13 protein-coding genes are annotated in these 24,436 nt (G+C 61.9%); 10 read left to right on the forward strand and 3 right to left on the reverse strand.

Annotated features, from left to right (window positions below):
- Nucleotides 1-55: 55 nt before the first annotated feature.
- Together RLDS_RS41430 and RLDS_RS41435 are read left to right on the forward strand one after the other, a co-directional pair.
- Nucleotides 56-1,555: a Do family serine endopeptidase gene (locus RLDS_RS41430; RefSeq protein ID WP_021226311.1), complete on the forward strand. Its 1,500-nt coding sequence runs from the start codon at nucleotides 56-58 to the stop codon at nucleotides 1,553-1,555.
- Between the two features lie 99 nt (nucleotides 1,556-1,654).
- Entirely contained in the window at nucleotides 1,655-3,265 is a 1,611-nt protein-coding gene (locus RLDS_RS41435; RefSeq protein WP_021226312.1) for a helicase HerA-like domain-containing protein, read from the forward strand.
- Nucleotides 3,266-3,414: 149 nt separating this feature from the next.
- On the opposite strand, the gene RLDS_RS41440 is transcribed toward RLDS_RS41435, so the two are convergent.
- The gene (locus RLDS_RS41440; protein WP_031298243.1) at nucleotides 3,415-5,550 is read right to left on the reverse strand and encodes a TonB-dependent siderophore receptor; all 2,136 of its coding nucleotides are present in this window, start codon (nucleotides 5,548-5,550) and stop codon (nucleotides 3,415-3,417) included.
- A gap of 212 nt (nucleotides 5,551-5,762) precedes the next feature.
- On the opposite strand from RLDS_RS41440, the gene RLDS_RS41445 reads away from it, so the two are divergent.
- The 7 genes from RLDS_RS41445 (at nucleotide 5,763) to rpoC (ending at nucleotide 21,196) form a co-directional block, all read left to right on the forward strand.
- Nucleotides 5,763-7,127 carry a transposase gene (locus tag RLDS_RS41445; protein ID WP_013039168.1) on the forward strand — a complete coding sequence of 455 codons (1,365 nt, stop codon included), beginning with the start codon at nucleotides 5,763-5,765 and terminating at the stop codon, nucleotides 7,125-7,127.
- Between the two features lie 119 nt (nucleotides 7,128-7,246).
- The gene (locus RLDS_RS41450) at nucleotides 7,247-8,554 is read left to right on the forward strand and encodes an MFS transporter (protein WP_021226315.1); all 1,308 of its coding nucleotides are present in this window, start codon (nucleotides 7,247-7,249) and stop codon (nucleotides 8,552-8,554) included.
- Nucleotides 8,551-9,468 carry a cysteine synthase A gene (gene cysK, locus RLDS_RS41455; protein WP_021226316.1) on the forward strand — a complete coding sequence of 306 codons (918 nt, stop codon included), beginning with the start codon at nucleotides 8,551-8,553 and terminating at the stop codon, nucleotides 9,466-9,468. The genes RLDS_RS41450 and cysK overlap by 4 nt, the downstream gene beginning before the upstream one ends.
- A 10-nt stretch (nucleotides 9,469-9,478) precedes the next feature.
- A complete protein-coding gene (locus RLDS_RS41460; RefSeq protein ID WP_021226317.1) occupies nucleotides 9,479-10,819 on the forward strand; it encodes a cell wall hydrolase in 1,341 nt (446 codons plus the stop codon).
- 71 nt (nucleotides 10,820-10,890) lie between these two features.
- Nucleotides 10,891-12,219, forward strand: a complete 1,329-nt coding sequence (locus RLDS_RS41465) for an aminotransferase class V-fold PLP-dependent enzyme (RefSeq protein WP_021226318.1) — start codon at nucleotides 10,891-10,893, stop codon at nucleotides 12,217-12,219.
- A gap of 342 nt (nucleotides 12,220-12,561) precedes the next feature.
- The gene (rpoB, locus tag RLDS_RS41470; RefSeq protein WP_021226319.1) at nucleotides 12,562-16,725 is read left to right on the forward strand and encodes a DNA-directed RNA polymerase subunit beta; all 4,164 of its coding nucleotides are present in this window, start codon (nucleotides 12,562-12,564) and stop codon (nucleotides 16,723-16,725) included.
- A gap of 184 nt (nucleotides 16,726-16,909) precedes the next feature.
- Nucleotides 16,910-21,196, forward strand: a complete 4,287-nt coding sequence (rpoC, locus tag RLDS_RS41475) for a DNA-directed RNA polymerase subunit beta' (RefSeq protein ID WP_021226320.1) — start codon at nucleotides 16,910-16,912, stop codon at nucleotides 21,194-21,196.
- A 184-nt stretch (nucleotides 21,197-21,380) separates the two neighbouring features.
- On the opposite strand, the gene RLDS_RS56295 is transcribed toward rpoC, so the two are convergent.
- Entirely contained in the window at nucleotides 21,381-22,283 is a 903-nt protein-coding gene (locus tag RLDS_RS56295) for a hypothetical protein (protein ID WP_161626731.1), read from the reverse strand.
- 104 nt (nucleotides 22,284-22,387) lie between these two features.
- Here RLDS_RS56295 and RLDS_RS55355 point away from each other — a divergent pair, with 104 nt between their 5' ends.
- The gene (locus tag RLDS_RS55355) at nucleotides 22,388-23,479 is read left to right on the forward strand and encodes a glycosyltransferase 61 family protein (protein ID WP_161626732.1); all 1,092 of its coding nucleotides are present in this window, start codon (nucleotides 22,388-22,390) and stop codon (nucleotides 23,477-23,479) included.
- On the opposite strand, the gene RLDS_RS56000 is transcribed toward RLDS_RS55355, so the two are convergent.
- Entirely contained in the window at nucleotides 23,480-24,403 is a 924-nt protein-coding gene (locus tag RLDS_RS56000; protein WP_152528053.1) for a hypothetical protein, read from the reverse strand.
- Between the last annotated feature and the right edge of the window lie 33 nt (nucleotides 24,404-24,436).

The following is a 24,436-nucleotide window of genomic DNA, read 5'->3' on the forward strand; positions in this document are numbered from 1 at the left end:
CTCCCCCCAGAGTCCCGCCTTCCATTTCCTGAAGACCAGAAGAGGACCTTCACGAGTGCGTTACGCTTATGCCATCACCGGCGCCCTGCTGCTCGGCGGCACCGCCATTGCCGTCACCACCAGTTCCAACGTCGGCGCGCAGGTCGCGCAGAATGAAGGCTTGCAGGCCGCAGCGCCCGCCGGTGCTCCCGCAAGCCTCGCCGACATGGTCGAAAAGCTGCAACCGGCCGTCGTCAATATTTCGACCAAGCAGCGCGTGCAGGTGCAGAACCCCTTTGCCGGCACGCCGTTCGGCCAGCTGTTCGGCCAGGGTCAGCCGCAGACGCGGCAGGCGCAATCGCTCGGTTCCGGCTTCATCATTTCGGCTGACGGCTATATCGTCACCAACAATCATGTGGTGTCGGCCGGCACGGAAGGCGCGAGTGTCGAGCAGATCACGGTCACGATGACCAATCGTGAGGAATATACTGCCAAGCTGGTCGGGCGTGACGCGGCCACCGACATCGCCGTGCTCAAGATCGAGCCGAAAAAGCCCCTGCCCTTCGTCAAGTTCGGTGACAGTTCGAAGGCGCGCGTGGGCGACTGGGTCGTCGCGATCGGCAATCCCTTCGCGCTGTCGGGCACCGTCACCGCCGGCATCATCTCCGCCCTGCATCGCGGCACCGGCGGCACCTATGACAAGTTCATCCAGACCGACGCGTCGATCAACCAGGGCAATAGCGGTGGCCCGATGTTCGACATGCGCGGCAATGTGATCGGCATCAACAGCCAGATCCTCTCCCCGTCGGGCGGCAATGTCGGCATCGGCTTTGCGATCCCGTCCGAACAGGCCGAACCGATCGTCAGGACGCTGATGAAGGGGCAGACGGTCAAGCGCGGCTATCTGGGCGTACAGATCAGCCCGCTGGGCGAAGACCTGGCCGAATCGCTGGGGCTGGCCAAGAATAGCGGCGAGTTCATCCAGGGCGTCGAACCCGGCAAGGGCGCGGACAAGGCCGGGATCAAGGCTGGCGACGTGATCGTCAGCGTCAACGGCCAGGAAGTGAACCCCGACCAGAATCTCTCGTCCATCGTCGCCAACCAGCCGATCGGGGCCAAGGTGCCGATCGTCCTCATCCGCAACGGCCAGCGCATGACGGTGACCGCCGTCGTGGGTGAACGCCCGCCCGAGGACGAACTGAACAGCTTTGCCCAGAGCCAGGATGACGAGGATTTCAGCGATCAGCAGCAGCAGACGCCCGGCAAGGCCGCCGAGCAGTCGCTGGGCATCGCCGCCATCCCGCTGACGCCCAGCATCATTCGCCAGCTTGGCATCCCGACCGACACGCGCGGCATCGTTATTACAGGCGTTGACGGGTCGACCGACGCGGGGGCCAAGGGCCTGCGCCGCGGCGACGTCATCATGAGCGCCAATAACCGCCCGGTCACCACCCAGGCGGAACTCGACGCGCAGGTGAAGGCGGTCGCGGGCCAGGGGCGCAACGCCATCCTGCTTCAGGTGCTGCGTCGCGGCCAGCCACCCATCTTCCTGCCGGTGCGCCTGCGCGACAAATAAGGCTCCCATCTCCTCGCCCCTTGTGGGCGGGGCAGATATGCGGCTAATTCCGTCATCCCCGCTTATGCGGGGGTGGCGGTTTTTTATTGGGGGATCGCGATGAGCGACGGACTTTTCATCGGCCTTGGTTCACCGGAAAAGGACGGCGGCGTTCCCCAGACGTTGAACCTGCGCCGCGCCAACCGGCATGGCCTGATCGCGGGCGCGACCGGGACTGGCAAGACGGTAACGCTCCAGACGCTGGCCGAGAGTTTTTCCGCGCGCGGCGTTCCCGTATTCCTCGCCGATGTGAAGGGCGACCTGTCCGGCGTCGCGATGGCCGGATCCCCGACCGCGAAGAATGCCGACAAGCTGGTGGCGCGTGCGCGGGAAGTCGGCGTCAGCGATTACAGCTATGCCGACAATCCGGCGATCTTCTGGGACCTGTACGGGCAGCAGGGCCATCCCGTGCGCACGACCGTCAGCGAGATGGGGCCGCTGCTTCTGGCGCGGCTCATGGGCCTCAACGATACGCAGGAAGGCGTGCTGTCGATCGCCTTTCGCTATGCCGATGACGAAGGGCTGCTGCTGCTGGACCTGGGCGACCTGCAAGCGATGCTGGCCTATTGCGCCGACCATGCCGGCGACCTGTCGGCGCGCTATGGCAATGTGAGCAAGGCCAGCGTCGGCGCGATCCAGCGGCAAGTGTTGCAGCTGGACGCCCAGGGCGGCGACCATTTCTTCGGCGAGCCCGCGCTCGACATCCACGACATGCTGAAAGTGGATGAGAAGGGGCGCGGCTATATCAACGTGCTGGCGGCCGACAGGCTGATGCAAAGCCCCAAGCTCTACGCCACGTTCCTGCTATGGCTGTTGTCCGAACTGTTCGAGACGCTCCCCGAGGTCGGGGACCCGGACAAGCCCAAGCTGGTCTTCTTCTTCGACGAAGCGCATCTGCTGTTCGAGGATGCGCCCAAGGCGCTGACCGACAAGATCGAGCAGGTTGTGCGGCTGATCCGATCCAAGGGCGTCGGCGTCTATTTCGTGACGCAGAACCCGATCGATATACCCGAAGATGTGGCGGGGCAGCTGGGCAACCGGGTCCAGCACGCGCTGCGCGCCTTCACGCCGCGCGACCAGAAGGCGATCAGGGCGGCGGCCGACACCTTCCGCATCAACCCGGACCTGGATGTCGCAACCGCGATCACGGAACTCAAGGTCGGGGAGGCGCTGGTCTCGCTGTTGCAGGAGGACGGATCGCCGGGCGTCGTGCAGCGCACGCTGATCGCCCCGCCCCGATCGCGGCTGGGGCCGATCGAGCCAAAGGAGCGCGCGATCATCCAGTCCATCTCGCCGGTCGCCGGCAAATATGACGAGGCGGTCGACCGGGAGTCGGCCGAGGAGATATTGGCCGCGCGGGCGGACGCCGCAGCGGCGGCGGCCGCAGCGCAGAAGGCCGAAGCGGAGGCCGAAAAAGCGGCGGCGGCGCAGGCCAGGCTGGAAGCGAAGCAGCGCGAGGCCGAATTGAAGCGGCAGGCGCGTGAGGCGGCGCGGCCCAGCAATCTGGATCGGGCGGTGCAATCGGCGACGCGGTCGGCGGCCTCGTCGGTCGGGCGGCAGGTTGCCAACGAACTGGGACGCGCGGTGTTCGGCGGATCGTCGCGGCGCAAATCGTCGGGTGGCATCGCTGGTCAACTGGTGCGCGGAATCCTGGGCAGCCTGTTCAAATAAGACGGAAAAATCGGTAAGGCCGACAATGAAAGCGACATAAGTAACGCCATTGAAAAGTCGTTAGGTTGCTAATTGATAATCAGATGGTTATGGCTTTTCCGTCGTGCTGAGGGGCCGGCCATCCGAAGACGGACCGGCCCCGTCTGCGGTCAAAAGCGATAGGTCGCCCCAATGGTGAAATTGCGCGGCGCGCCGTAGCGATATTGGCTGAACGAGCCCATATTGCTGTAGAATTTTTCATCGAACAGATTGTCGACATTGGCCTGTAGCTGCAATTGCGGCGTCACCGCATAGCGCGCCATCAGCGCGACCAGCGTATAGCCGTCCTGCTGGAAGCGGAAGGCGGCACCGGTGACGGGGTTTGTGCCATCCGAATAGGCCTTGCTCCGATAATTGACGCCGCCGCCGATGGTGAGGCCGGTGAGCGGCCCGCCCAGATCATAGGTGGTGAAAATCTTGAGCAGCTTGCGGGGCTGGTCGGTATTGGCGGGGACATTGTCCGCATCTTCGGCCTTGAACTGGCTGTAGCTGGCATTGACGTTCCAGCCGGGCATGGGCTGGCCAGTGGCTTCCAGCTCGAACCCCTTGCTGACGACGCCCGCAGCCGCGCGATAGGGCTGGAACAACAGCCCGTCGACGATGACCTGCGGCCCGTCCACCTGACCCAGATTATCCTGTTCGATGCGGAACAGCGCGATGGAGGTTTGCAGCGCGTCGCCGAAGAAGCTGCTCTTGAGGCCGATTTCATAGGCGTTGCCGTCCAGCGGATCGAGCAACCGGCGTTCCCGGTCATAGAGATTTTGCGGCTGAAAAATCTTGGTATAGCTGGCGTAGACGCGGTGGTTGGGCGTTACATCATAGAGCGCGCCGACATAGGGGATGAAGATATTGTCATCGCCATAGTCGCTGGTGGTGCCCCAGGCATAGCCGGTCTGTTTCCAGCTGGCGATGCGGCCGCCCAGGATGAGCTTGAACGGATCGGCGATGTTGAGGCGCATGGCGCCATAATAGCCGGTCTGCTTGATCCGTTCCTGTTCGTTGCGCACCGGCGTCGTGCCCCAGACGGGCTCGGGATAGGGCACCCCTTCCTCACCGATGACGGGCAGGTCGGTTAGCCAGGGCAAGGGCGCTTCGAAATTGTCGGTGTGACGTTTGAGGACGCTGTGCAGCGCGCCGATCACCACTTCATGATCGCGCCCGAACAAGGGCACCAGCCCCTTCAATTGCGCGTCAAAGCTGTTCTGGATGCTCTGCCCTGACGATTTGTAGGGGTTGGTGCCATCCATCGTGCCCGTGTCCTTGTCGACCGCGCCGTAGAGATAGAGCAGCTGGGTATCGGCGGTGTTTTTCAAGCGGTTGTAATTGACGCTGAGGGTCCAGCGATCGCCAAATTCCTGGCGCACCGTCGCAAAGATATTCTGGTTGGTGGTGTTCCAATAAGTCCAGTCCGCCGAGGTGGTCTGCGATCGCGGCAGGTCCGTCAGCGTGCCGTCGCTGTAAAAGGTGGGCAAAGACCCCCACAGGATGCCGCGCGGCCGGGTATCCTGATGACTGATGCCCGCGCGCACCAGCGTGCTGTCCGTCAGGTCCGCGTCCACCACGCCATAGAGCACCCACTTTTTGCGATGCTGAATGTCGATATAGCTGTCCCCTTCTTCGTAGCGCCCGACAACGCGCGCGCGCACGCGGCCATCGGCGGTCAGCGGACCGGCAACATCGGCGGAGAGGCGCCAGGTATTCCAGCTGCCGATGCTGGCGCTGGCATAGCCTGTGAGTTCGGTCGCGTCGGCATGTTTGCGAACCAGGTTGACCGAGGCCGAGGGGTCGCCTGCGCCCGACAGCAGGCCGGTCGCGCCCCGGACGATTTCCACCCGTTCGTAAATGGAGACGTCGATGCTGGTTTCGCCATTGCCGCCCGCCAGCGTCCAGGCCGCCGGGACGCCGTCGACCTGCGTGTTACGGATTTCGAAGCCGCGTGCGAAGAAGGTGTTGCGCACATCATCAAATTCATTGGCGGCGACGCCCACCGCATTTGTGATGACATCCTTCACCGTGATGAGATTCTGGTCGAGGATGCGCTGCGCGGTCATGATGCTGACCGACTGCGGCGTCTCAAGCGTGGTGAGCCCAAGGCCGGTCGCGGTGTCGATCTTGTTCGGCAGCGTGTAGGTGCCGGTCACGACGATGGTGTCCTCGTCAGGCGCCGCGTCTGGCGTCTGCGCGAAACCCGGCGCGCACAGCGCGCACAGTGCGGCGGTCGACGCCCAGGCGATTGTCCGTATCATGATGAGATGGTCCCCCATTTCTGTTCGCGGCCGTCCGCTAAAAGGAATGCGAGTGATTTGCAATAGCTTTTGTCAGCAAGGATGGCGGCGTTCAACCTCTCGCACTCGGTAAGGTATGACGGGCCGCTCATGGCCGGCCTTATCAGGCCGTTGACGAAGTCGGCGGTGGCTGATTCAGTGCGGCAGTGGGATTGTCTGGCGGGTTAGCGGCGATGGCGATGGGGCGTGATAGCGAGGTCCAGTCCGATTTGATCGTGACGTGGGCGGAGATACCGCGTTCACCGGGGCATGTTTTCTACGACAAGCTCCAGAAGCTGCTGGCCGAGGCGGGCTTCGATGGCTTTGTCGAGAAGACGTGCAAGCCCTATTATGCGCCGCGGATGGGAGCCCCGTCGCTGCCGCCGGGCCGCTATTTCCGCATGCTGCTGATCGGCTATTTCGAGGGCATCGACAGCGAACGCGGGATTGTCTGGCGCTGTTCGGATTCGCTGTCGCTGCGGGAGTTCCTGCGACTGTCGAGCCGCGACAAGGTCCCTGATCATAGCTGGTTGTCGAAGACGCGGAGCCGCCTGCCGCACGAGGTACATGACCAGATCTTCGGCTGGGTACTGGCCCTCGTCGCCGGGCACGATCTGGTGAAAGGCGAGCGGATCGGCGTCGATGGCTCGACCATGGAGGCGAACGCCGCGCTGCGTACCATCGTGCGGCGTGACAATGGCGAGACCTACCGCGAGATGCTGGTGCGCATGGCGCAAGAGAGCGGCATCGACACGCCGACGATCGACGACCTTGTCCGGCTCGATCGCAAACGCAAGGGCAAGAAGCTGTCGAATGCGGACTGGGCGAGCAAGACCGATCCCGACGCGAAGGTCGCGCGGATGAAGAACGGCTCGACGCGTCTGGCCTACAAGCCCGAACACGCGGTCGATCTCGACACGGGTGTTATCGTGGCAGCGCCGATCCACCCGGCCGACAAGGGCGACACGACAACGCTCGACGCCACGCTGGAGACGGCAGCACGCAACCTCGCCGACATTGGCCTGGCGCCGACGTCCGGGGATCCCTGCGATCTTGTGACCGATAAAGGCTATCATTCGCGCGAGCTCCTCAAGGGTCTCGACGGCGACATCTGGAAGACGCGCATCGCCGAGCCGGCACCGCCGAATGGATATCTGCGCTGGCACGGCGACGAGGCTGCCCAGAAGGCCGTCTACGCCAATCGGTCTCGCCTGAAATCCGCCGTCGGACGCAAGGCGATGCGCAAGCGTGGTGAGATGGTCGAGCGTAGCTTTGCCCACGTCCTGGATCGCGGCGGCATGCGCCGCGCGTGGCTGCGCGGGCGCGAGAATGTTCACAAGCGTTATTTGATCCACGTCGCCGGGTTCAATCTTGGCATTCTCATGCGCGCCCTGTTCGGTTGCGGCACTCCGAGGGGCGCCAGGGGCGCATCCAAGGCATTCTTGTTCGTAGTTCAGACCGATGTTGCGCTCGTCATCGCCCTCGTCGCCGAGTTCGACGGAGAAAGGGCCATGCTCCTCATCGTTTTTACCCCTGAAGGCGCTGACAGACCCGGCTGAAAACCGACTTCGTCACCGCGCTGTTATGTAAAGAGCGCGGAACATACCGCGCAGCGGCCACAAGGCGGATGCCGTTCGCGCCCGTTGCCCGGTTCCTGTGCCCCCGCTAAGGCGCGGGCATGACCGAGCCTCATGCCCTGCCGCGCCATCCGCTGCGCTTCCCCAATTTCCGCGCCTATCTGATCGGTCGGCTGGCGGCGGTGCTGGCGCAATATGGCATGATGATCGTGCTGGGGTGGCAGGCCTATAATATCGCGCGCGAGACGATGACGACCGCCGGCGCGTCGGCGCAACTGGGGTTGATCGGGCTGGCGCAGTTCCTGCCGCTGTTTTTCCTGACGCCGGTCACGGGATGGGTGGCGGATCATTTCGACCGCCGGATCATCACGCGGATTACGCTGACGGTGCTGGCGACCGCATCGGGACTGCTGGCCTTTGCGACCTATGAGGGCTGGGTCAGCCTGCCGCTGATATTCGGCATGGCGGTGATCGTGGGCACGGCGCGTGCGTTCAATGGCCCGGCCTATGGTGCGCTGGCGCCCAATCTGGTGCCGCTGGCCGTGCTGCCCAATGCGATCGCCATTTCCTCGGTCGCCTGGCAGGCGGGGATGATCGCCGGGCCGGCATTGGGCGGCTATGCCTATGCGGCGACGCCCTGGGGCGCCTATGCCCTGGCGGCGGGCCTCTTCACCGTCGCGCTGGGCGCGATGCTGCTGATCGGCCCGGTGCCGCAGCCGCCGCGTCAGACGGGCCGGCACCCGATCCGACAGATGATCGACGGCTTTGCCTATGTGAAGGGCAACCGGCTGGTGCTGGCGACGATCACGCTGGACCTGTTCGCGGTGCTGCTGGCCGGCGCGACGGCGCTGCTGCCGGTCTATGCCCGCGACATATTGCATGTGGGATCGACGGGCCTGGGCCATCTGGCGGCGGCGCCGGGCATCGGTGCGGGTCTGACCGCTTTATGGTTTTCGTTCCGCCCGATGAAGAGCGAGGTGGGGTTGAAGATGCTGGGCGCGGTAATCCTGTTCGGCATCGCCACCATCATATTCGGCACAACCGCCTTCCTGTCGCGCGACATCGCGATGCCCGTGGGGCTGGGCGCGCTGGTCGTGCTGGGCGGCGCGGACATGGTGTCGGTGTTCGTGCGCCAGTCGCTGGTGCAGCTTCATACGCCCGACGCGATGCGCGGGCGCGTATCAAGCCTGTCGCAGCTCACCATTTCCGCGTCCAACGAACTGGGCGAGGCGGAATCGGGTTTCCTGGCCGCGCTGGTGGGGCCGGTGGCGGCGGTGATCGGTGGCGGCGTCGGCGCGATCATCATCACGCTTCTATGGTCGCGACTCTTTCCAGAATTGCGCCTTGCACGTAGCTTCGATCCACCCGACATCGGGCGCGCGGAAATCAGCCAGGAGAAGGCATCATGAAAGCAGCCACGATACTCGAAACCGTCGGCAACACGCCGCACATCCGGATGCAGCGCCTGTTCGGCGACGCGCAAGTGTGGATCAAGTCGGAACGATCAAACCCCGGCGGGTCGATCAAGGACCGGATCGCGCTCGCCATGATCGAAGCGGCCGAAGCATCGGGCGAGCTGAAACCGGGCGGTACGATCATCGAGCCGACATCGGGCAATACCGGCGTTGGCCTTGCCATGGTGGCGGCGGTCAAGGGCTATAAGCTGGTGCTTGTCATGCCTGAAAGCATGTCGATCGAGCGGCGGCGGCTGATGCTGGCCTATGGCGCGAGCTTTGACCTTACCCCGCGCGAAAAGGGGATGAAGGGCGCGATCGAGCGCGCGCTGGAGCTGGTCGGGCAGACGCCGGGCAGCTGGATGCCGCAGCAGTTCGAGAACCCCGCCAATATCGACGTGCATGTGCGCACCACCGCGCAGGAGATCCTGGCCGATTTCGCCGATGCGCCGATCGACGCACTGGTGACGGGCGTGGGCACGGGCGGCCATATCACCGGCGTGGCCGAGGTGCTGAAAAAACAATGGCCTTCGATGAAGGTCTTTGCCGTCGAACCGACGCTTTCGCCGGTCATCAGCGGCGGCCAGCCCGGCCCGCACCCGATCCAGGGCATCGGCGCGGGCTTCATTCCTGCAAACCTCCACACGCAACTGCTGGATGGCGTGGTGCAGGTCGATCCGGCCGATGCTAAGGACTATGCCCGCCGCGCCGCGCGCGAGGAAGGGATGCTGGTGGGCATATCGTCCGGCGCGACGCTGGCGGGGATCGCGCAAAAGCTGAAAGACATGGCGCCGGGCAGCCGCGTGCTGGGCTTCAACTATGATACGGGCGAGCGATATCTGTCCGTGCCGGACTTCCTGCCGGAATAAGCCGATCCGCATGGCCGCGCGCGCCGACGCCCCCTCCCCGCTCGCCTGGATTTTCTGGGCGCTGATCCTGATCGGCCTGCCCATGGCGGTGGCCGGGTGGGAGACGCGCGGTCGGGACGTGGCGCACGGGCCTGGCCCGGCGCGCGCACGCGTGGCGCGCATCGAGCAGCCGCCCAGCCCGCCGCCGCCGGTCGAGCCGGTGGAGGTCTATGCGCTGGAACGGGACGAGGCACGCCGGTTCAACGCGGCGGTGCCCTTCTCCAAACTGACCAATCCGGCGGCGCGGCCGTTCGTCTTTGCCGGATCGCCCGAAGATCTGGCGCGGGCGGTCGATTGCCTGGCAGCGGCGCAAATCTACGAAGCGGGCGACGATGCCACCGGCGAGCAGGCGGTGGCGCAGGTGGTGCTCAACCGCGTGCGCCATCCTGCCTTCCCCAAGACGGTATGCGGCGTGGTGTTTCAGGGGCAGGAGCGGCGCACCGGTTGCCAGTTCACCTTCACCTGCGACGGCGCGCTGGGGCGCACGCCGGGCGCGGCGGCCTGGGACCGGGCGCGCGCGATCGCCAGGGCCGCGCTGGCGGGCAAGGTCTTCAAGCCGGTGGGCTATGCCACCCATTATCATACCGACTGGGTCGTGCCCTATTGGAGCGGCAGCCTGGACAAGATTGCGGCCGTGGGCACGCATCTCTTCTTTCGCTGGCGCGGATGGTGGGGGACGCCGCCCGCCTTTCGCTTCGGGCGCGAGGGCGGTGAACCGCTGATCGGCAAGATCGCCCGGCTGTCGCCCGCACATGAGGGCGGCGAGGTGCCGACAATGGGGCAGGACGCGCCGATCGGCACGGCGGGCGGCCTGGAGGCGCTGGTGACGCAGCCGCGCAAGGCGATTGGCGCGGATATGCTGGGCAAGTCGGTCGCGGGCGTCAAGCTGGCGGTGCTGGGGCCGGACGGCAAGAGTTTCCTGGTCGAATTGCCGGGCGGCGGATCGCCAGACAGCTGGCCCGCGCTCGCCCGCACATTCTGCGCCGGGCGGCTGGAATGCCGGATCATGGCATGGAGGGCGGGCGCGACACCGGCGAAGCTGCCGCTGACCGATCCACAGCTCGACGCGATGAGCTTTGCCTATATCCATGACGCGGGCAGCGGATTGCAGCGCGCGCTGTGGAATTGCGAGCAGACGCCCCGGCCCAAGGACCAGTGTATGCGGCGGCGGGTGACGCCCCCTTCCTCACCGGCCCCTGCCCCGCCCGCCGATGCCGGGCTGGCCGGGGTGCGCAAGAAGGAGCGGTTCGAAACGGTCACGATCGCGCCCTTGGCCGCGCCGTCGCCCCCATCCCAGTCGCGACAGGAATAAGCTGCGATTGCCGTAGCGGATACCGCGATTGTTCTCGTTACGGTATAGCATCACGACAATATGGGGGCTTCATGGTTACGCGACGGCATTTTCTGGGGGGATCGGCCGGCGCGGTCGGGCTGGCCATGGGCGCAGCGGCCAGCGCGCAAAATGCCGGCGCGGCGGACGACTGGCCGGTCGATCCGCCCTTTCGCTTTACCGGCGACATGGACAATTTCGACGCCGCGCAGAGTGCGCTGGCGGCGCTTTATGATGTGCGGCGGGATTTTGCGACATTCGATGCAGCTTATTATGGTGCGATGACCCGGCCGGTGGAGGCGGCCTATCGCGCGCGGTCACACTGGGTGAACCGCAATCATGCATTGTTCCTGCGCGGCGGATCGCCGGGGCATCCGCGCGACGCCGAACTGGATGCGTCGCGCACGGCGGTGGCGCGGATGCTGGGCGCGGGGATGGACGAGATCGCCCTGTCGGCCGGCGGCACGGAGGCGCTCTACGCCCTCATCGCCAATTATGCGCCGTTGCAGCCCGGCGACGCGGTGATCTACGCCGATGTCGATTATGACGAAATGCAGTTCGCCTGCGACTATCTGGCGCAAAGCCGGGGCGCACGGCTGGTGCGGTTCGACCTGCCCGAGCCGCATAGCGAGGCGAATATCCTGGCGGCTTATGACAAGATATTGAAGGATACGCCGCGCGCAAAACTGCTGCTGCTGACCCATTTGTCGAACCGCAACGGGCTGGTGCCGCCGGTCAAGGCGGTCGTCGCCATGGCCAAGGCGCGCGGCGTCGACGTCATTCTGGACAGCGCGCAGGCGGTGGGGCACCTGCCCTTCACGGCCGCTGACACGGGCGCGGACTTTATCGGCTTTTCGCTGCACAAATGGCTGGCCGCGCCCTTGGGTACGGGCGGCATCTATATCGCGAAGGATCGGTTGCAGGACATAAAGCCATGGCTGGGCAATCGCATCCATGATGCCGATGACATTCGCGCGCGCATCCCGACCGGGACGGTCGATTTCGCCGCGCGTCTGACCGTGCCTGCGGCCATCGCGATGCAGGATGCGATCGGGCTGGAGGCCAAGCATCGCCATCTGCTGCGCCTGCGCGATTATTGGGTGGAGCGCGTGCGCGACGTTCCGGGGCTGGAGATGCTGCTGCCCGACGAGCCGGGGCGCTATGGCGCAGTGAGCGCATTTCGGCTGCCGGGGATGAGCGGGCCGGACGACGCGAAGAAGGCGGCCGGACTGTTCCTCGACAAATATCGCCTGCTGGTGGTGGCGAAGGCGGGGCTGGCGAGCGGACCGGTGCTGCGGGTGACGCCTGCCCTGTTCAACAGCCGCGCCGAACTGGACCGGCTGGTGGCGGCGATCATTGCCGAGCGCGGCCTGTTTGCCTGACTACGCCCATGAAACCGACTGAGACTTTGCGCGTTCCCCCTCTTCACAAGTCCCCTGCCCCGGACTATATGGGCGGTTCGCAAGTCGGCGAATGATGGCCCATGGCCTTTGTACGCCGCGCCCGGATCGCTCGGGAGCCTTGGCCGCGTTGCGCACGGTCAATGGCAGGAATAGGGCGATTCCCCCGGGTTACTCAGACGCTGCAGTGCGGATCGGACAGTCCCGGCCCGCACTTTTTTGCGTGGGCTGAACGGGGCGAATCGCCCTTTTCCCGCTCACGGATCGGCTGAATTTTCGCTGCGATGCGAAAATATGCGACGAATTACTCAAGGCAGGATACGCATGGCGACCAAGGCTCTTCCCCCCATCAGCAACACCGGCGCGAAAAAGCGCATCCGCAAGGTGTTCGGCGACATCCACGAAGTGGTGCAGATGCCGAACCTGATCGAGGTTCAGAGGGAGAGCTACGAACAGTTCCTGCGGTCCGACCCCAAGATCGGCTATGTTTCGGGCCTGGAAAAGACGCTGCGCAGCGTCTTCCCGATCCGCGATTTTGCCGGCACGGCGGAAATGGACTTCGTCCATTACGAGCTGGAAGACCCGAAATATGACGTCGAGGAATGCCGTCAGCGCGGCATCACCTACGCCGCCCCGATGCGCGTCACGCTGCGCCTGATCGTGTTCGAAGTCGACCAGGACACCGAAACCCGCTCCGTGCTCGATATCAAGGAGCAGGACGTGTATATGGGCGACATGCCGCTGATGACGGGCAACGGCACCTTCATCGTCAACGGCACCGAGCGCGTGATCGTCAGCCAGATGCACCGTTCGCCAGGCGTCCTGTTCGACCATGACCGCGGCAAGACCCATTCGTCGGGCAAATATCTGTTCGCCGCGCGCGTCATTCCCTATCGCGGGTCGTGGCTGGACTTCGAATTCGACGCCAAGGACATCGTCAACGTCCGCATCGACCGCAAGCGCAAGCTGCCGGTGACCGCGCTGCTGTATGCGCTGGGCCTCAATGCCGAGGAAATCCTGGCGCAATTCTACAACAAGGTCGTGTTCCTGCGCGGCGAAGGCGGCTGGCAGATTCCCTATGTCGCCGAAGCCTGGCGCGGCATGAAGCCGGCGTTCGACATCGTCGACGCCAAGTCGGGCGAAGTCGTGTTCGCCGCAGGCCAGAAGATCAGCCCGCGCGCCGCCAACAAGGCGGAGAAGGATGGGCTGGAAACGCTGCTCATTCCGACCGAGGAAGTCTATGGCCGCTACAGCGCCTATGACCTCATCAACGAGAGCACCGGTGAAATCTATATCGAGGCGGGTGACGAGGTCAGCCCCGAGAACCTGGAAAAGCTGGACAAGGCGGGCATTGACCGCCTGGAGCTGCTGGATATTGACCATGTGTCGACCGGCCCCTGGATCCGCAATACGCTGAAGGCCGACAAGGCCGAGGATCGCGATCAGGCGCTGTCCGACATTTATCGCGTGATGCGCCCTGGCGAGCCGCCGACGAAGGAAACCGCCGAGGCGCTGTTCGCCGGCCTGTTCTTCGACCCGGAACGCTACGACCTGTCGGCGGTCGGCCGCGTCAAGATGAACATGCGCCTGGATCTCGACGCCGAGGACACCGTCACCACGCTGCGGACCGAGGATATCCTGGCCGTGGTCAAGGAACTGGTGAACCTCAAGGACGGCAAGGGCGAGATTGACGATATCGACAATCTGGGCAACCGCCGTGTCCGTTCGGTCGGCGAGCTGCTGGAAAACCAGTATCGCGTCGGGCTGCTGCGCATGGAGCGCGCGGTCAAGGAGCGCATGTCGAGCGTCGATGTGTCGACCGTCATGCCCAACGACCTCATCAACGCCAAGCCCGCCGTGGCCGCCGTGCGTGAGTTCTTCGGCTCATCGCAGCTGTCGCAGTTCATGGACCAGACCAACCCGCTGTCCGAAGTCACCCACAAGCGTCGCGTGTCGGCGCTTGGGCCGGGCGGTCTGACGCGCGAGCGCGCGGGCTTCGAGGTCCGCGACGTTCATCCGACCCATTATGGCCGCATCTGCCCGATCGAAACGCCCGAAGGCCCGAACATCGGTCTGATCAACAGCCTGGCGACGTTCAGCCGCGTCAACAAATATGGCTTCATCGAAACCCCCTATCGCAAGGTCGTCGATGGCAAGGTGTCGGGCGAGGTCGTCTACCTGTCCGCCATGGAAGAGGCCAAGCACACGATCGCCCAGGCGAACGCGGAACTGACCGAGGATGGCGGCTTTGCCGAAGACCTGATTTCGGCGCGTGAAGCGGGCGAATTTCTGATGGCGCCGCGCGATCACATCACCCTGATGGACGTCAGCCCCAAGCAGCTGGTGTCGGTCGCGGCCTCGCTCATTCCCTTCCTGGAAAATGACGACGCCAACCGCGCGCTGATGGGATCGAACATGCAGCGCCAGGCGGTGCCGCTGGTCCGGGCCGAAGCGCCCTTCGTGGGCACCGGCATGGAAGGCACGGTTGCGCGGGATTCGGGCGCGGCGATCACCGCCAAGCGCGCGGGCATCGTCGATCAGGTCGATGCGACCCGTATCGTCATCCGCGCCACGGGCGATGTCGAACCCGGCCAGTCGGGCGTCGACATCTACACGCTCCAGAAGTTCCAGCGTTCCAACCAGGACACCTGCATCAACCAGCGTCCGCTGGTGAATGTCGGCGACCTGATCGATGCAGGCGACGTCATCGCCGATGGTCCGTCGACCGAGTTTGGCGAGCTGGCGCTGGGCCGCAACACGCTGGTCGCGTTCATGCCCTGGAATGGCTACAATTATGAGGACTCCATCCTGATCTCCGAGCGGATCGTGAAGGATGACGTCTTCACCTCGATCCATATCGAGGAGTTCGAGGTCATGGCCCGCGACACCAAGCTGGGGCCGGAAGACATCACCCGCGACATTCCGAACGTCGGCGAGGAAGCGCTGCGCAACCTCGACGAGGCGGGCATCGTCTATATCGGCGCTGAAGTGGAGCCGGGCGACATCCTGGTCGGCAAGATCACGCCCAAGGGCGAAAGCCCGATGACGCCGGAAGAAAAGCTGCTTCGCGCGATCTTCGGTGAAAAGGCGAGCGACGTGCGCGACACGTCGCTGCGCCTGCCGCCCGGCGTCGCCGGCACGGTCGTTGAAGTGCGCGTCTTCAACCGCCACGGCATCGACAAGGACGAACGCGCCATGGCGATCGAGCGGGAGGAAATTGACCGCCTGGCCAAGGACCGCGAGGACGAACGCGGCATCCTCAACCGCGCGACCTTCAACCGGTTGCAGGAAATGCTGCTGGGCCAGACCGCTTCTGCCGCGCCCAAGGGCGTCAAGAAGGGCGTGGTCATCGACGAGGCGCTGCTGAACGAGGTCGAGCGCCACGAATGGTGGAAGTTCGCGGTCGAGGACGATCAGCGCCAGGCCGGCATCGAAGCCGTCAAGGCGCAGTATGACGAAGCGGTGAAGCTGATCGTCGAGAAGTTCGAGGATCGCGTCGACAAGCTGCAGCGCGGCGACGAGCTGCCCCCGGGGGTGCTCAAGATGGTCAAGGTGTTCGTCGCGGTGAAGCGCAAGCTGCAGCCGGGCGACAAGATGGCCGGCCGTCACGGCAACAAGGGCGTCATCAGCCGCATCCTGCCGATCGAGGACATGCCGTTCCTGGAGGATGGCACGCATGTCGACATCGTGCTCAATCCGCTGGGCGTGCCGAGCCGCATGAATGTCGGTCAGATCTTCGAGACGCATCTGGGCTGGGCCGCGCGCGGCCTGGGCCAGCAGATCAAGCATGCGCTGGAAGACTGGCGCGAGGCCAATCCGAACGCGGAAGCGGGCGCAATGCCGGACGCGGTCAAGCAGCGGCTGCTCGACGCCTATGGCGAGCAGTATGTCGACCAGATCGAGCGGCGCGACGCCGGGCAGATCATCGACCTGGCCGAACATCTGGGCCGCGGCGTGCCGATGGCGACGCCGGTGTTCGACGGCGCGCGGGAAGCCGACGTGTCGCGGATGTTGGAGATCGCCGGGCTGGATGCATCGGGTCAGTCGGACCTGTATGACGGCCGCACGGGCGACAAGTTCGACCGCAAGGTGACGGTGGGCATCATCTATATGCTGAAGCTGCACCACCTGGTCGACGACAAGATCCACGCGCGATCGATCGGCCCCTACAGCCTCGTCACCCAGCAGCCACTGGGCGGTAAGGCGCAGTTCGGCGGCCAGCGTTTCGGAGAAATGGAAGTGTGGGCGCTCCAGGCTTATGGCGCCGCCTACACGCTCCAGGAAATGCTGACGGTGAAGTCCGACGACGTGGTCGGCCGCACCAAGGTCTATGAGGCGATCGTCAAGGGCGACGACACGTTCGAGGCCGGCATTCCCGAAAGCTTCAACGTGCTCGTCAAGGAAATGCGCAGCCTGGGCCTCAACGTCGAACTCGCCGCGATGGACGAGGTCGAGGACGACGACGGCATGGCGCAGGCGGCGGAGTAAGCCGGGCCCGATGCAATTACCGTTCGTCCTGAGCAGCCATTGAGCGAAGTCGAGCCGAAGACGACCGCAAGGTCAAATGGCGTATCGAAGGACCCTTCGATACGGGACTTCGACAAGCTCAATCCCTACTCAGGGCGAACGGACGAAGATTTGAACCTCAAGCCTTTGGCTTAGGAGCTAAAAAATGAACGAACTGACCAACTTCGCCAACCCGGTCGCCAAGCCGGAAACCTTCGACCAGATCCAGATCGGCCTTGCCTCGCCCGAGCGCATCCGGTCCTGGTCCTTCGGCGAGATCAAGAAGCCGGAAACGATCAACTATCGCACGTTCAAGCCCGAGCGTGACGGCCTGTTCTGCGCCCGCATCTTCGGTCCGATCAAGGATTATGAGTGCCTGTGCGGCAAATATAAGCGCATGAAGTATAAGGGCATCGTCTGCGAAAAATGCGGTGTCGAAGTCACGGTGTCGAAGGTCCGCCGCGAGCGGATGGGCCATATCGAACTGGCCGCCCCCGTCGCTCACATCTGGTTCCTGAAGTCGCTCCCCAGCCGCATCGGCCTGCTGCTCGACATGCAGTTGAAGCAGCTGGAGCGCGTGCTCTATTTCGAAAGCTATATCGTCACCGAGCCGGGCCTCACCCCGCTGGAAAAGTTCCAGCTGCTGACCGAGGACGAACTGCTCGACGCGCAGGACGAATATGGCGAGGACGCCTTCTCCGCCGGCATCGGCGCCGAGGCCGTCAAGCAGATGCTGATGGACCTCGACCTGGAAGGCGAGAAGCAAATCCTGCTTGAGGAACTGGCGACGACCAAGTCGGAGCTGAAGCCCAAGAAGATCATCAAGCGTTTGAAGGTCGTCGAAAGCTTCCTGGAATCGGGCAACCGTCCCGAATGGATGATCCTGGACGTCGTGCCGGTCATCCCGCCGGAACTGCGCCCGCTGGTTCCGCTGGACGGCGGCCGCTTCGCGACATCGGACCTTAACGACCTCTATCGCCGCGTCATCAACCGCAACAATCGGTTGAAGCGCCTGATGGAACTGCGCGCGCCCGACATCATCGTGCGCAACGAAAAGCGCATGTTGCAGGAAGCTGTCGACGCCCTGTTCGACAATGGCCGCCGCGGCCGCGTCATCACCGGCGCGAACAAGCGTCCGCTGAAGTCACTCTCCGACATGCTGAAGGGCAAGCAGGGCCGCTTCCGCCAGAACCTGCTCGGCAAGCGCGTCGACTATTCGGGTCGTTCGGTGATCGTGACCGGTCCTGAACTCAAGCTGCACCAGTGCGGCCTCCCGAAGAAGATGGCGCTCGAACTGTTCAAGCCCTTCATCTACGCCCGCCTCGACGCCAAGGGTCTGTCGATGACCCTGAAGCAGGCGAAGAAATGGGTCGAGAAGGAGCGCAAGGAAGTCTGGGACATCCTCGACGAAGTGATCCGTGAGCACCCAGTCATGCTGAACCGCGCGCCGACGCTCCACCGCCTCGGCATCCAGGCGTTCGAGCCGGTCCTGATCGAGGGCAAGGCGATTCAGCTGCATCCGCTCGTCTGCTCGGCCTTCAACGCCGACTTCGACGGCGACCAGATGGCCGTCCACGTTCCGCTGAGCCTGGAGGCCCAGCTGGAAGCGCGCGTGCTGATGATGTCGACCAACAACATCCTTTCGCCCGCCAACGGCAAGCCGATCATCGTGCCGTCGCAGGACATGGTGCTGGGCATCTATTATCTGTCGATGGAGCGCGAAGGCGAGCCGGGCGAAGGCATGCTGCTCGCTGACATGCAGGAAGTCCACCAGGCGCTCTATGCCAAGGCGGTGACGCTGCATTCCAAGATCGTCAGCCGCGTTCCGCAGACGGACGAGGATGGCAATCAATATATGAAGCGGTATGAGACCACCCCCGGTCGCATGCTGCTGGGCGAATGCCTGCCCAAGTCGCATCGCGTGCCCTTCGACGTCGTCAACCGCCTTCTCACCAAGAAGGAAATCGGGGACGTCATCGACCAGGTCTATCGCCACACCGGCCAGAAGGACACGGTGCTGTTCGCCGACGCCATCATGGCGCTGGGCTTCCGCCACGCGTTCCAGGCCGGCATCAGCTTCGGCAAGGACGACATGGTCATCCCCGACAGCAAGGTGACGATGGTCGACGAGACCAAGGCGCTGGTGGCCGATTATGAACAGCAATATCAGGACGGCCTGATCACCCAGCAGGAAAAGTACAACAAGGTGATCGACGCCTGGTCGCGTTGCGGCGATCAGGTCGCCAACGCCATGATGGACGAGATCAAGGCCCAGCCCAAGGACCCCAAGACGGGCCGTATGGCGCCGATCAACTCGATCTACATGATGGCGCATTCGGGTGCGCGTGGTAGCCAGGCGCAGATGAAGCAGCTGGCGGGCATGCGCGGCCTGATGGCCAAGCCGTCGGGCGAGATCATCGAAACGCCGATCATCTCCAACTTCAAGGAGGGCCTGACCGTCCTTGAATATTTCAACTCCACCCACGGCGCCCGCAAGGGCCTGGCCGACACCGCGCTCAAGACGGCGAATTCGGGCTATCTGACCCGCCGTCTGGTCGACGTCAGCCAGGACTGCACCGTCGTCGAGGAAGATTGCGGCACCGAAAAAGCGCTGGAGATGAAGGCGATCGTCCAGGGCGGCAGCGTCATCGCATCGCTGGGTGAGCGCATCCTGGGCCGCACCACGGCCGAGGATATCGTCGACACCAAGGACAATAGCGTGGTGATCCCCATCGGCACGCTGCTGGACGAAGCCATGATCGCGCAGATCGAGGCGATCGGCACGCAGGCGGTGAAGATCCGCTCGCCCCTTATCTGCGAAAGCAAGATGGGCGTGTGCGCCAAATGCTACGGCCGTGACCTGGCCCGTGGTACGCCGGTCAATATCGGTGAAGCGGTCGGCGTCATCGCGGCGCAGTCCATCGGTGAACCGGGCACGCAGCTTACCATGCGGACCTTCCACATCGGCGGCGCGGCGAACTTCAACGAAACGTCGAACCTGGAAAGCGTGGCGGACGGCACGATCGAGCTGCGCGACATGCCCACCATCACCGACAAGAATGGCCGTCGCCTGAGCCTCGCCCGCAACGGCGAGATCGCGATCATCGACAGCGAGGGCCGCGAGCGCGCGACCCATCGCCTGCCCTATGGCGCGACGATCCTGTTCGAAAATGGCGCCGCGGTGGCCAAGGGCGACCGGATCGCCGAATGGGATCCGTTCACCATGCCGGTCATCACCGAAAAGCCGGGCATCGTGAAGTATCAGGACCTGATCGACGGCAAGACGCTGACCGAACAGACCGACGAAGCGACCGGCATCGCCCAGCGCGTCGTCACCGAACATCGCGGTTCGGCCCGGTCGAAGGAGGATCTGCGTCCGCGCCTGACCCTGCTCGACGATCAGTCCGGCGAAGCTGCTCGCTACATGCTGGCGATCGGCGCGACCCTGTCGGTCGACGATGGGGCGCAGGTGCAGGCCGGTGACGTGCTGGCGCGTGTCAGCCGCGAAGCGGCCAAGACCCGCGACATCACGGGCGGTCTGCCGCGCGTGGCGGAGCTGTTCGAAGCGCGCAAGCCCAAGGACAACGCCATCATCGCCAAGGTGTCGGGCCGCGTCCAGTTCCTCAAGGATTACAAGGCGAAGCGCAAGATCGCCATCAATCCCGAGGATGGCGGCGAGCCGGTCGAATATCTGATCCCCAAGAGCAAGGTGATCGACGTTCAGGAAGGCGACTATGTGAAGCGCGGCGACAACCTGATCGGTGGTTCGCCCGACCCGCACGACATTCTGGAAGTGCTCGGCATCGAGCCGCTGGCCGAATATCTGGTCGCGGAAATCCAGGAAGTCTATCGCTTGCAGGGCGTGAAGATCAACGACAAGCATATCGAGACGATCGTTCGTCAGATGCTGCAAAAGGTCGAGATCACCGTGTCGGGCGACACCACCTTGCTGGTGGGCGAGCAGGTCGATCGCGAGGAAATGGACGAAGTGAACGCCAAGCTGGGCGCTGGCATGCAGCCGGCCGAAGGCAAGCCGGTGCTGCTGGGCATCACCAAGGCGTCGCTGCAGACCCGGTCCTTCATCTCGGCCGCGTCCTTCCAGGAAACCACTCGCGTCCTCACCGAAGCGGCGGTTCAGGGGAAGAAGGACACGCTCGTGGGCCTCAAGGAAAACGTCATCGTCGGCCGCCTGATCCCGGCGGGTACGGGCGCTGGCATGAACCGCATGCGGGTTGCCGCCTCGTCGCGTGACGCGGCGCTGCGGGCCGCGCTGCGGGCGTCGAACGAAGCGCATCTGATCGCGCCCAAGACCGCTGCCGAGGAACATGCCGCCGAACTGGCGCAGGGTCCCGAAGCGGCGATCGGAAACGATCCTTTGGCGATGGTCGAAGGGGAAACCCACGGCACCGACGCGGACGCGGGCGATTATCTGCAGCAGAGCGACGAGGGCTAAGCCCCTTTGAAAAGGACGGAGCCGCACCCTATCTAGAGTGCGGCTCCCAAGCCCCCCGCGCCGTCACAGGCGCAAAAAGAGCCCGCCGATGCAGCAATGCGCCGGCGGGCTTTTGTTATATGCTGTAGTCGGCTGTCAGCGGTCGAGCCGCGTATCGTTTAGCTATCACTACCGGAAATTTTAATTATCGGGGTCGGACTACTTTAACATCGTCAAAGTAAACTGACTGTCGGCCACTCTTATCTGGGGTTCGATAAATCCCAAGATCAATTCCAACCGTGTCCGAAGAGCCATATTTTTTTGGAGAGAAGCCGATAGGACCATTGTAGTTGACCTTTTGGTCTCCATTAACCCGAAACCTGATATTTCCCTGTGGCTGATCGTTTCCACCCTTCAACGCAAACGACAGATCAAACCTATACCACTCTCCTATTTTCATTTTTCCTCGATATAGGACAGTCTTATCTCGACGATCATAATATCTAAATTTGTTGGCGCCGGGATATCTTACGGATAATACAAATTCCTGATACTGAGAACTTTTGTCGGCTCTTCTGCTCTTTGGAACCATGTTGAGAGATATAATCGGTCCGGCTGGGACATAGTCCATCTTTGCCGATCGAGATTTATCTGGGAGGGTCTGAGACACTTGAAAATGCAGCAAGTTATGAATTGGCGTGGAATAACCTGCACCTAACTTCATGGCGAAACTCACATTGGTTACGCGACCGTCGTTAATCCGGATAATGCCATTCTGCCCTCCAGGCACCTTTTTGTGATGCGACCAAATATTGAATAGGATTTTGTTTTTCTTCGAGTTTGGAGCTGAAGGCGCCATCGAAAGCCGAAGACACTTTGGGGGCGAATAGCACCTCGATGAGGATATTTGCGGAGCGCCGTCCAGTCTCGTCCCGGGATCGATAGTAGCATCAATAGACCCTCCAGGAGTAATCACCTTCGGAAGTTTCCGCCCCTCGACTTTTGCGCCATCATCGAAATTCAGCAGCCTCTCAGCGGATGGTTGCTGGGCTAGAGCCAAAGTCTGACATGAACCAGCGGCGAGGCCAATTGCAAACATGCGCAACATTCAACGTCTCCTTCGCAAGCAGAACGCGGAAATGTGAGAGATTATCCGTTGCTGCGCTCGCAAGCAGATTATATGTCAAAAAAATGCAGGCATCACCGCGTCCATTGTCGATCCAAACAGCCAAGAACAGCAGTGTTCATCCATATCACTTTGAAAAGGGCAAATTTATTGGCGGATTTGCCTCTGAGGACGTACTTGAAAATGCGCGAATGCCTGGAATCCCCAGCCCCAGGGACATTCCACTAACAGATTCGCCCCGACCCAACCGTCGCTATGAAGGGCGCTATCTTTTCGCCGGCCCGCTATGGAACCACTTTGGTCACGTTTTGGTCGATTGCATACACCGCCTATGGGCGCTGTTGGAAAAACCAGACCGATATGAAGCCATCGTGTTCGCCAATGTCCAAAACTTGCGGGCTCGCAGCGTCCCCCAAATCCCTTCTTTTGTCCCTCCTCTGCTAGACCTTATGGGGCTCCCCGCAATACCCATAATCTTCGTCGATGAGGCTACTGAATTTGAAATACTGGATATCCCAGAGCTTGGGAGCATTTATAAAATAGGCTTATCTCCAGCGTATCGACCCTACTTAAAGCGCTATCAAGAGGCCATAACTAAGAGGACCGCGCTCTTTCGTGAAAAGACGCCCACCAGAATTTTTTATGGCCGCGGACACGCGCTGCGCGATGGGGGCGTCATCGGCTCCTCATATTTCGAAAAATCACTAAAACATGCGGGATTTTTATCTTGCGTGCCAGAAGACCTAAGTCTCCGTCTACAATTTGCTTATCTTCTTCAAGCTGAAGAAATTATTTTTGAAGAAGGAAGTTCAATCCATCTAACTGAGTTACTACATGAAGTTAAATCGAATGTCCGGATACTTCCTCGACGTCCTAATCCTCACGTTTTTCAGACAGCTTTAACTCCGAGATGTTCAGTCTATCAGGTATTGGCAAAGCCAAACAATATCATCCAACTTCCCGACCGTAATGGGAATATGTCTCCTGCATCACTGACATTTTATAAAGATCATGAGGCAGTGTATAATGAACTTTCCAAGATTTTTGATTTACCAGATTTCGACAAATCGCTCTATGAGACTTTAGAACTTCGGGATTTAAAAGCCGCCCCAGTAAAAAGCCCGAGCATATTGAAACAAAGATTAAATATGATCCGAAATTATCGGGAAGAGACTTAATTAAATTCTCATCAATTTTGGCAGCATAGATTGCGCAATAATCCTTAACTGATCGACATTGAGTGAAAGCTGAGGTTCGCATCCTATTGGTAACTCGTACTCCAGTCGGAGCGCTTGGCTATTTGGGATAAGACTATTGATCTCATCGACAGTTTTTTGCGTGCGGTTTACAAAATCTGCCCAACACTGTTGTGATGGCTTAATTGCATCCGCTTTCAAATCGGGCAATTGCTCACAAACGATGTCCGAAAACAAATCCCCAGATTTGCCAAAAACTTTATTTACTTCCTGCTGGAAAACAAGCTCTGCGTACGTGAGAGATCTGTTAACTACAGGGTAGGGAACCGAATACACTTCATCTGAATTGAGCCACCGTGCTAAGACGCGCGACACCTCTTTCTTACAATTGGAATAATTATATACGGACAGAGTAATCTCAGGATGTTGAAGTATCTTCTTTATAAAGACTTCGACACTCCTGAAAAAATTAAAATGCTCGATATATTCATCCATCGCACCAGCATAGCCACTGCGTTTAACAGCCTGTTGATACGAAGATGAAAGCATCTCATCCGGGTTACGGACAAACAAAAGCACATTGATGCCTTCGTAATGCTCCGACAATGCCGTGATATTTTTACGATTCAGCCAATTCTTTTCCAAAGCAAATAAAAATTCGGAGCTGTACAGCGTAGACGATGTATAGTCTCCACGCGTTACATGCGACACGTCTCCAGGATTTTTTAAAAAAATCGAGCCATTGCCGGAGGATATTTTTCCTTCAGACGACCGGTCGCTATCTAATACCGGATACAGAATAGAGAGATCTTGTTTCAGCTTGTCGCGATGAGTGGACAATATGGACTGAATATAGCTGCTGCCAGTTTTTCCGTGCCCAACATGCAGAAACAATTCTCTTTTCATTGACCCCCGACCTTGAAAATATAAACGCTGTTC

Origin of the sequence: Sphingobium lactosutens DS20 (genome assembly GCF_000445105.1) — a bacterium.
Classification (GTDB): Bacteria; Pseudomonadota; Alphaproteobacteria; order Sphingomonadales; family Sphingomonadaceae; genus Sphingobium; species Sphingobium lactosutens.

Bases quoted from the DNA above. Each gene is read 5' to 3' on its own strand.
- RLDS_RS41460 (WP_021226317.1), top strand. From the start codon at position 9,479: ATGGCCGCGCGCGCCGACGCCCCCTCCCCGCTCGCCTGGATTTTCTGG.
- RLDS_RS41440 (WP_031298243.1), bottom strand. From the start codon at position 5,550: ATGATACGGACAATCGCCTGGGCGTCGACCGCCGCACTGTGCGCGCTG.
- RLDS_RS41435 (WP_021226312.1), top strand. From the start codon at position 1,655: ATGAGCGACGGACTTTTCATCGGCCTTGGTTCACCGGAAAAGGACGGC.
- rpoB (WP_021226319.1), top strand. From the start codon at position 12,562: ATGGCGACCAAGGCTCTTCCCCCCATCAGCAACACCGGCGCGAAAAAG.
- RLDS_RS41450 (WP_021226315.1), top strand. From the start codon at position 7,247: ATGACCGAGCCTCATGCCCTGCCGCGCCATCCGCTGCGCTTCCCCAAT.
- cysK (WP_021226316.1), top strand. From the start codon at position 8,551: ATGAAAGCAGCCACGATACTCGAAACCGTCGGCAACACGCCGCACATC.
- rpoC (WP_021226320.1), top strand. From the start codon at position 16,910: ATGAACGAACTGACCAACTTCGCCAACCCGGTCGCCAAGCCGGAAACC.
- RLDS_RS56000 (WP_152528053.1), bottom strand. From the start codon at position 24,403: ATGAAAAGAGAATTGTTTCTGCATGTTGGGCACGGAAAAACTGGCAGC.
- RLDS_RS56295 (WP_161626731.1), bottom strand. From the start codon at position 22,283: ATGTTGCGCATGTTTGCAATTGGCCTCGCCGCTGGTTCATGTCAGACT.
- RLDS_RS41465 (WP_021226318.1), top strand. From the start codon at position 10,891: ATGGTTACGCGACGGCATTTTCTGGGGGGATCGGCCGGCGCGGTCGGG.
- RLDS_RS41445 (WP_013039168.1), top strand. From the start codon at position 5,763: ATGGCGATGGGGCGTGATAGCGAGGTCCAGTCCGATTTGATCGTGACG.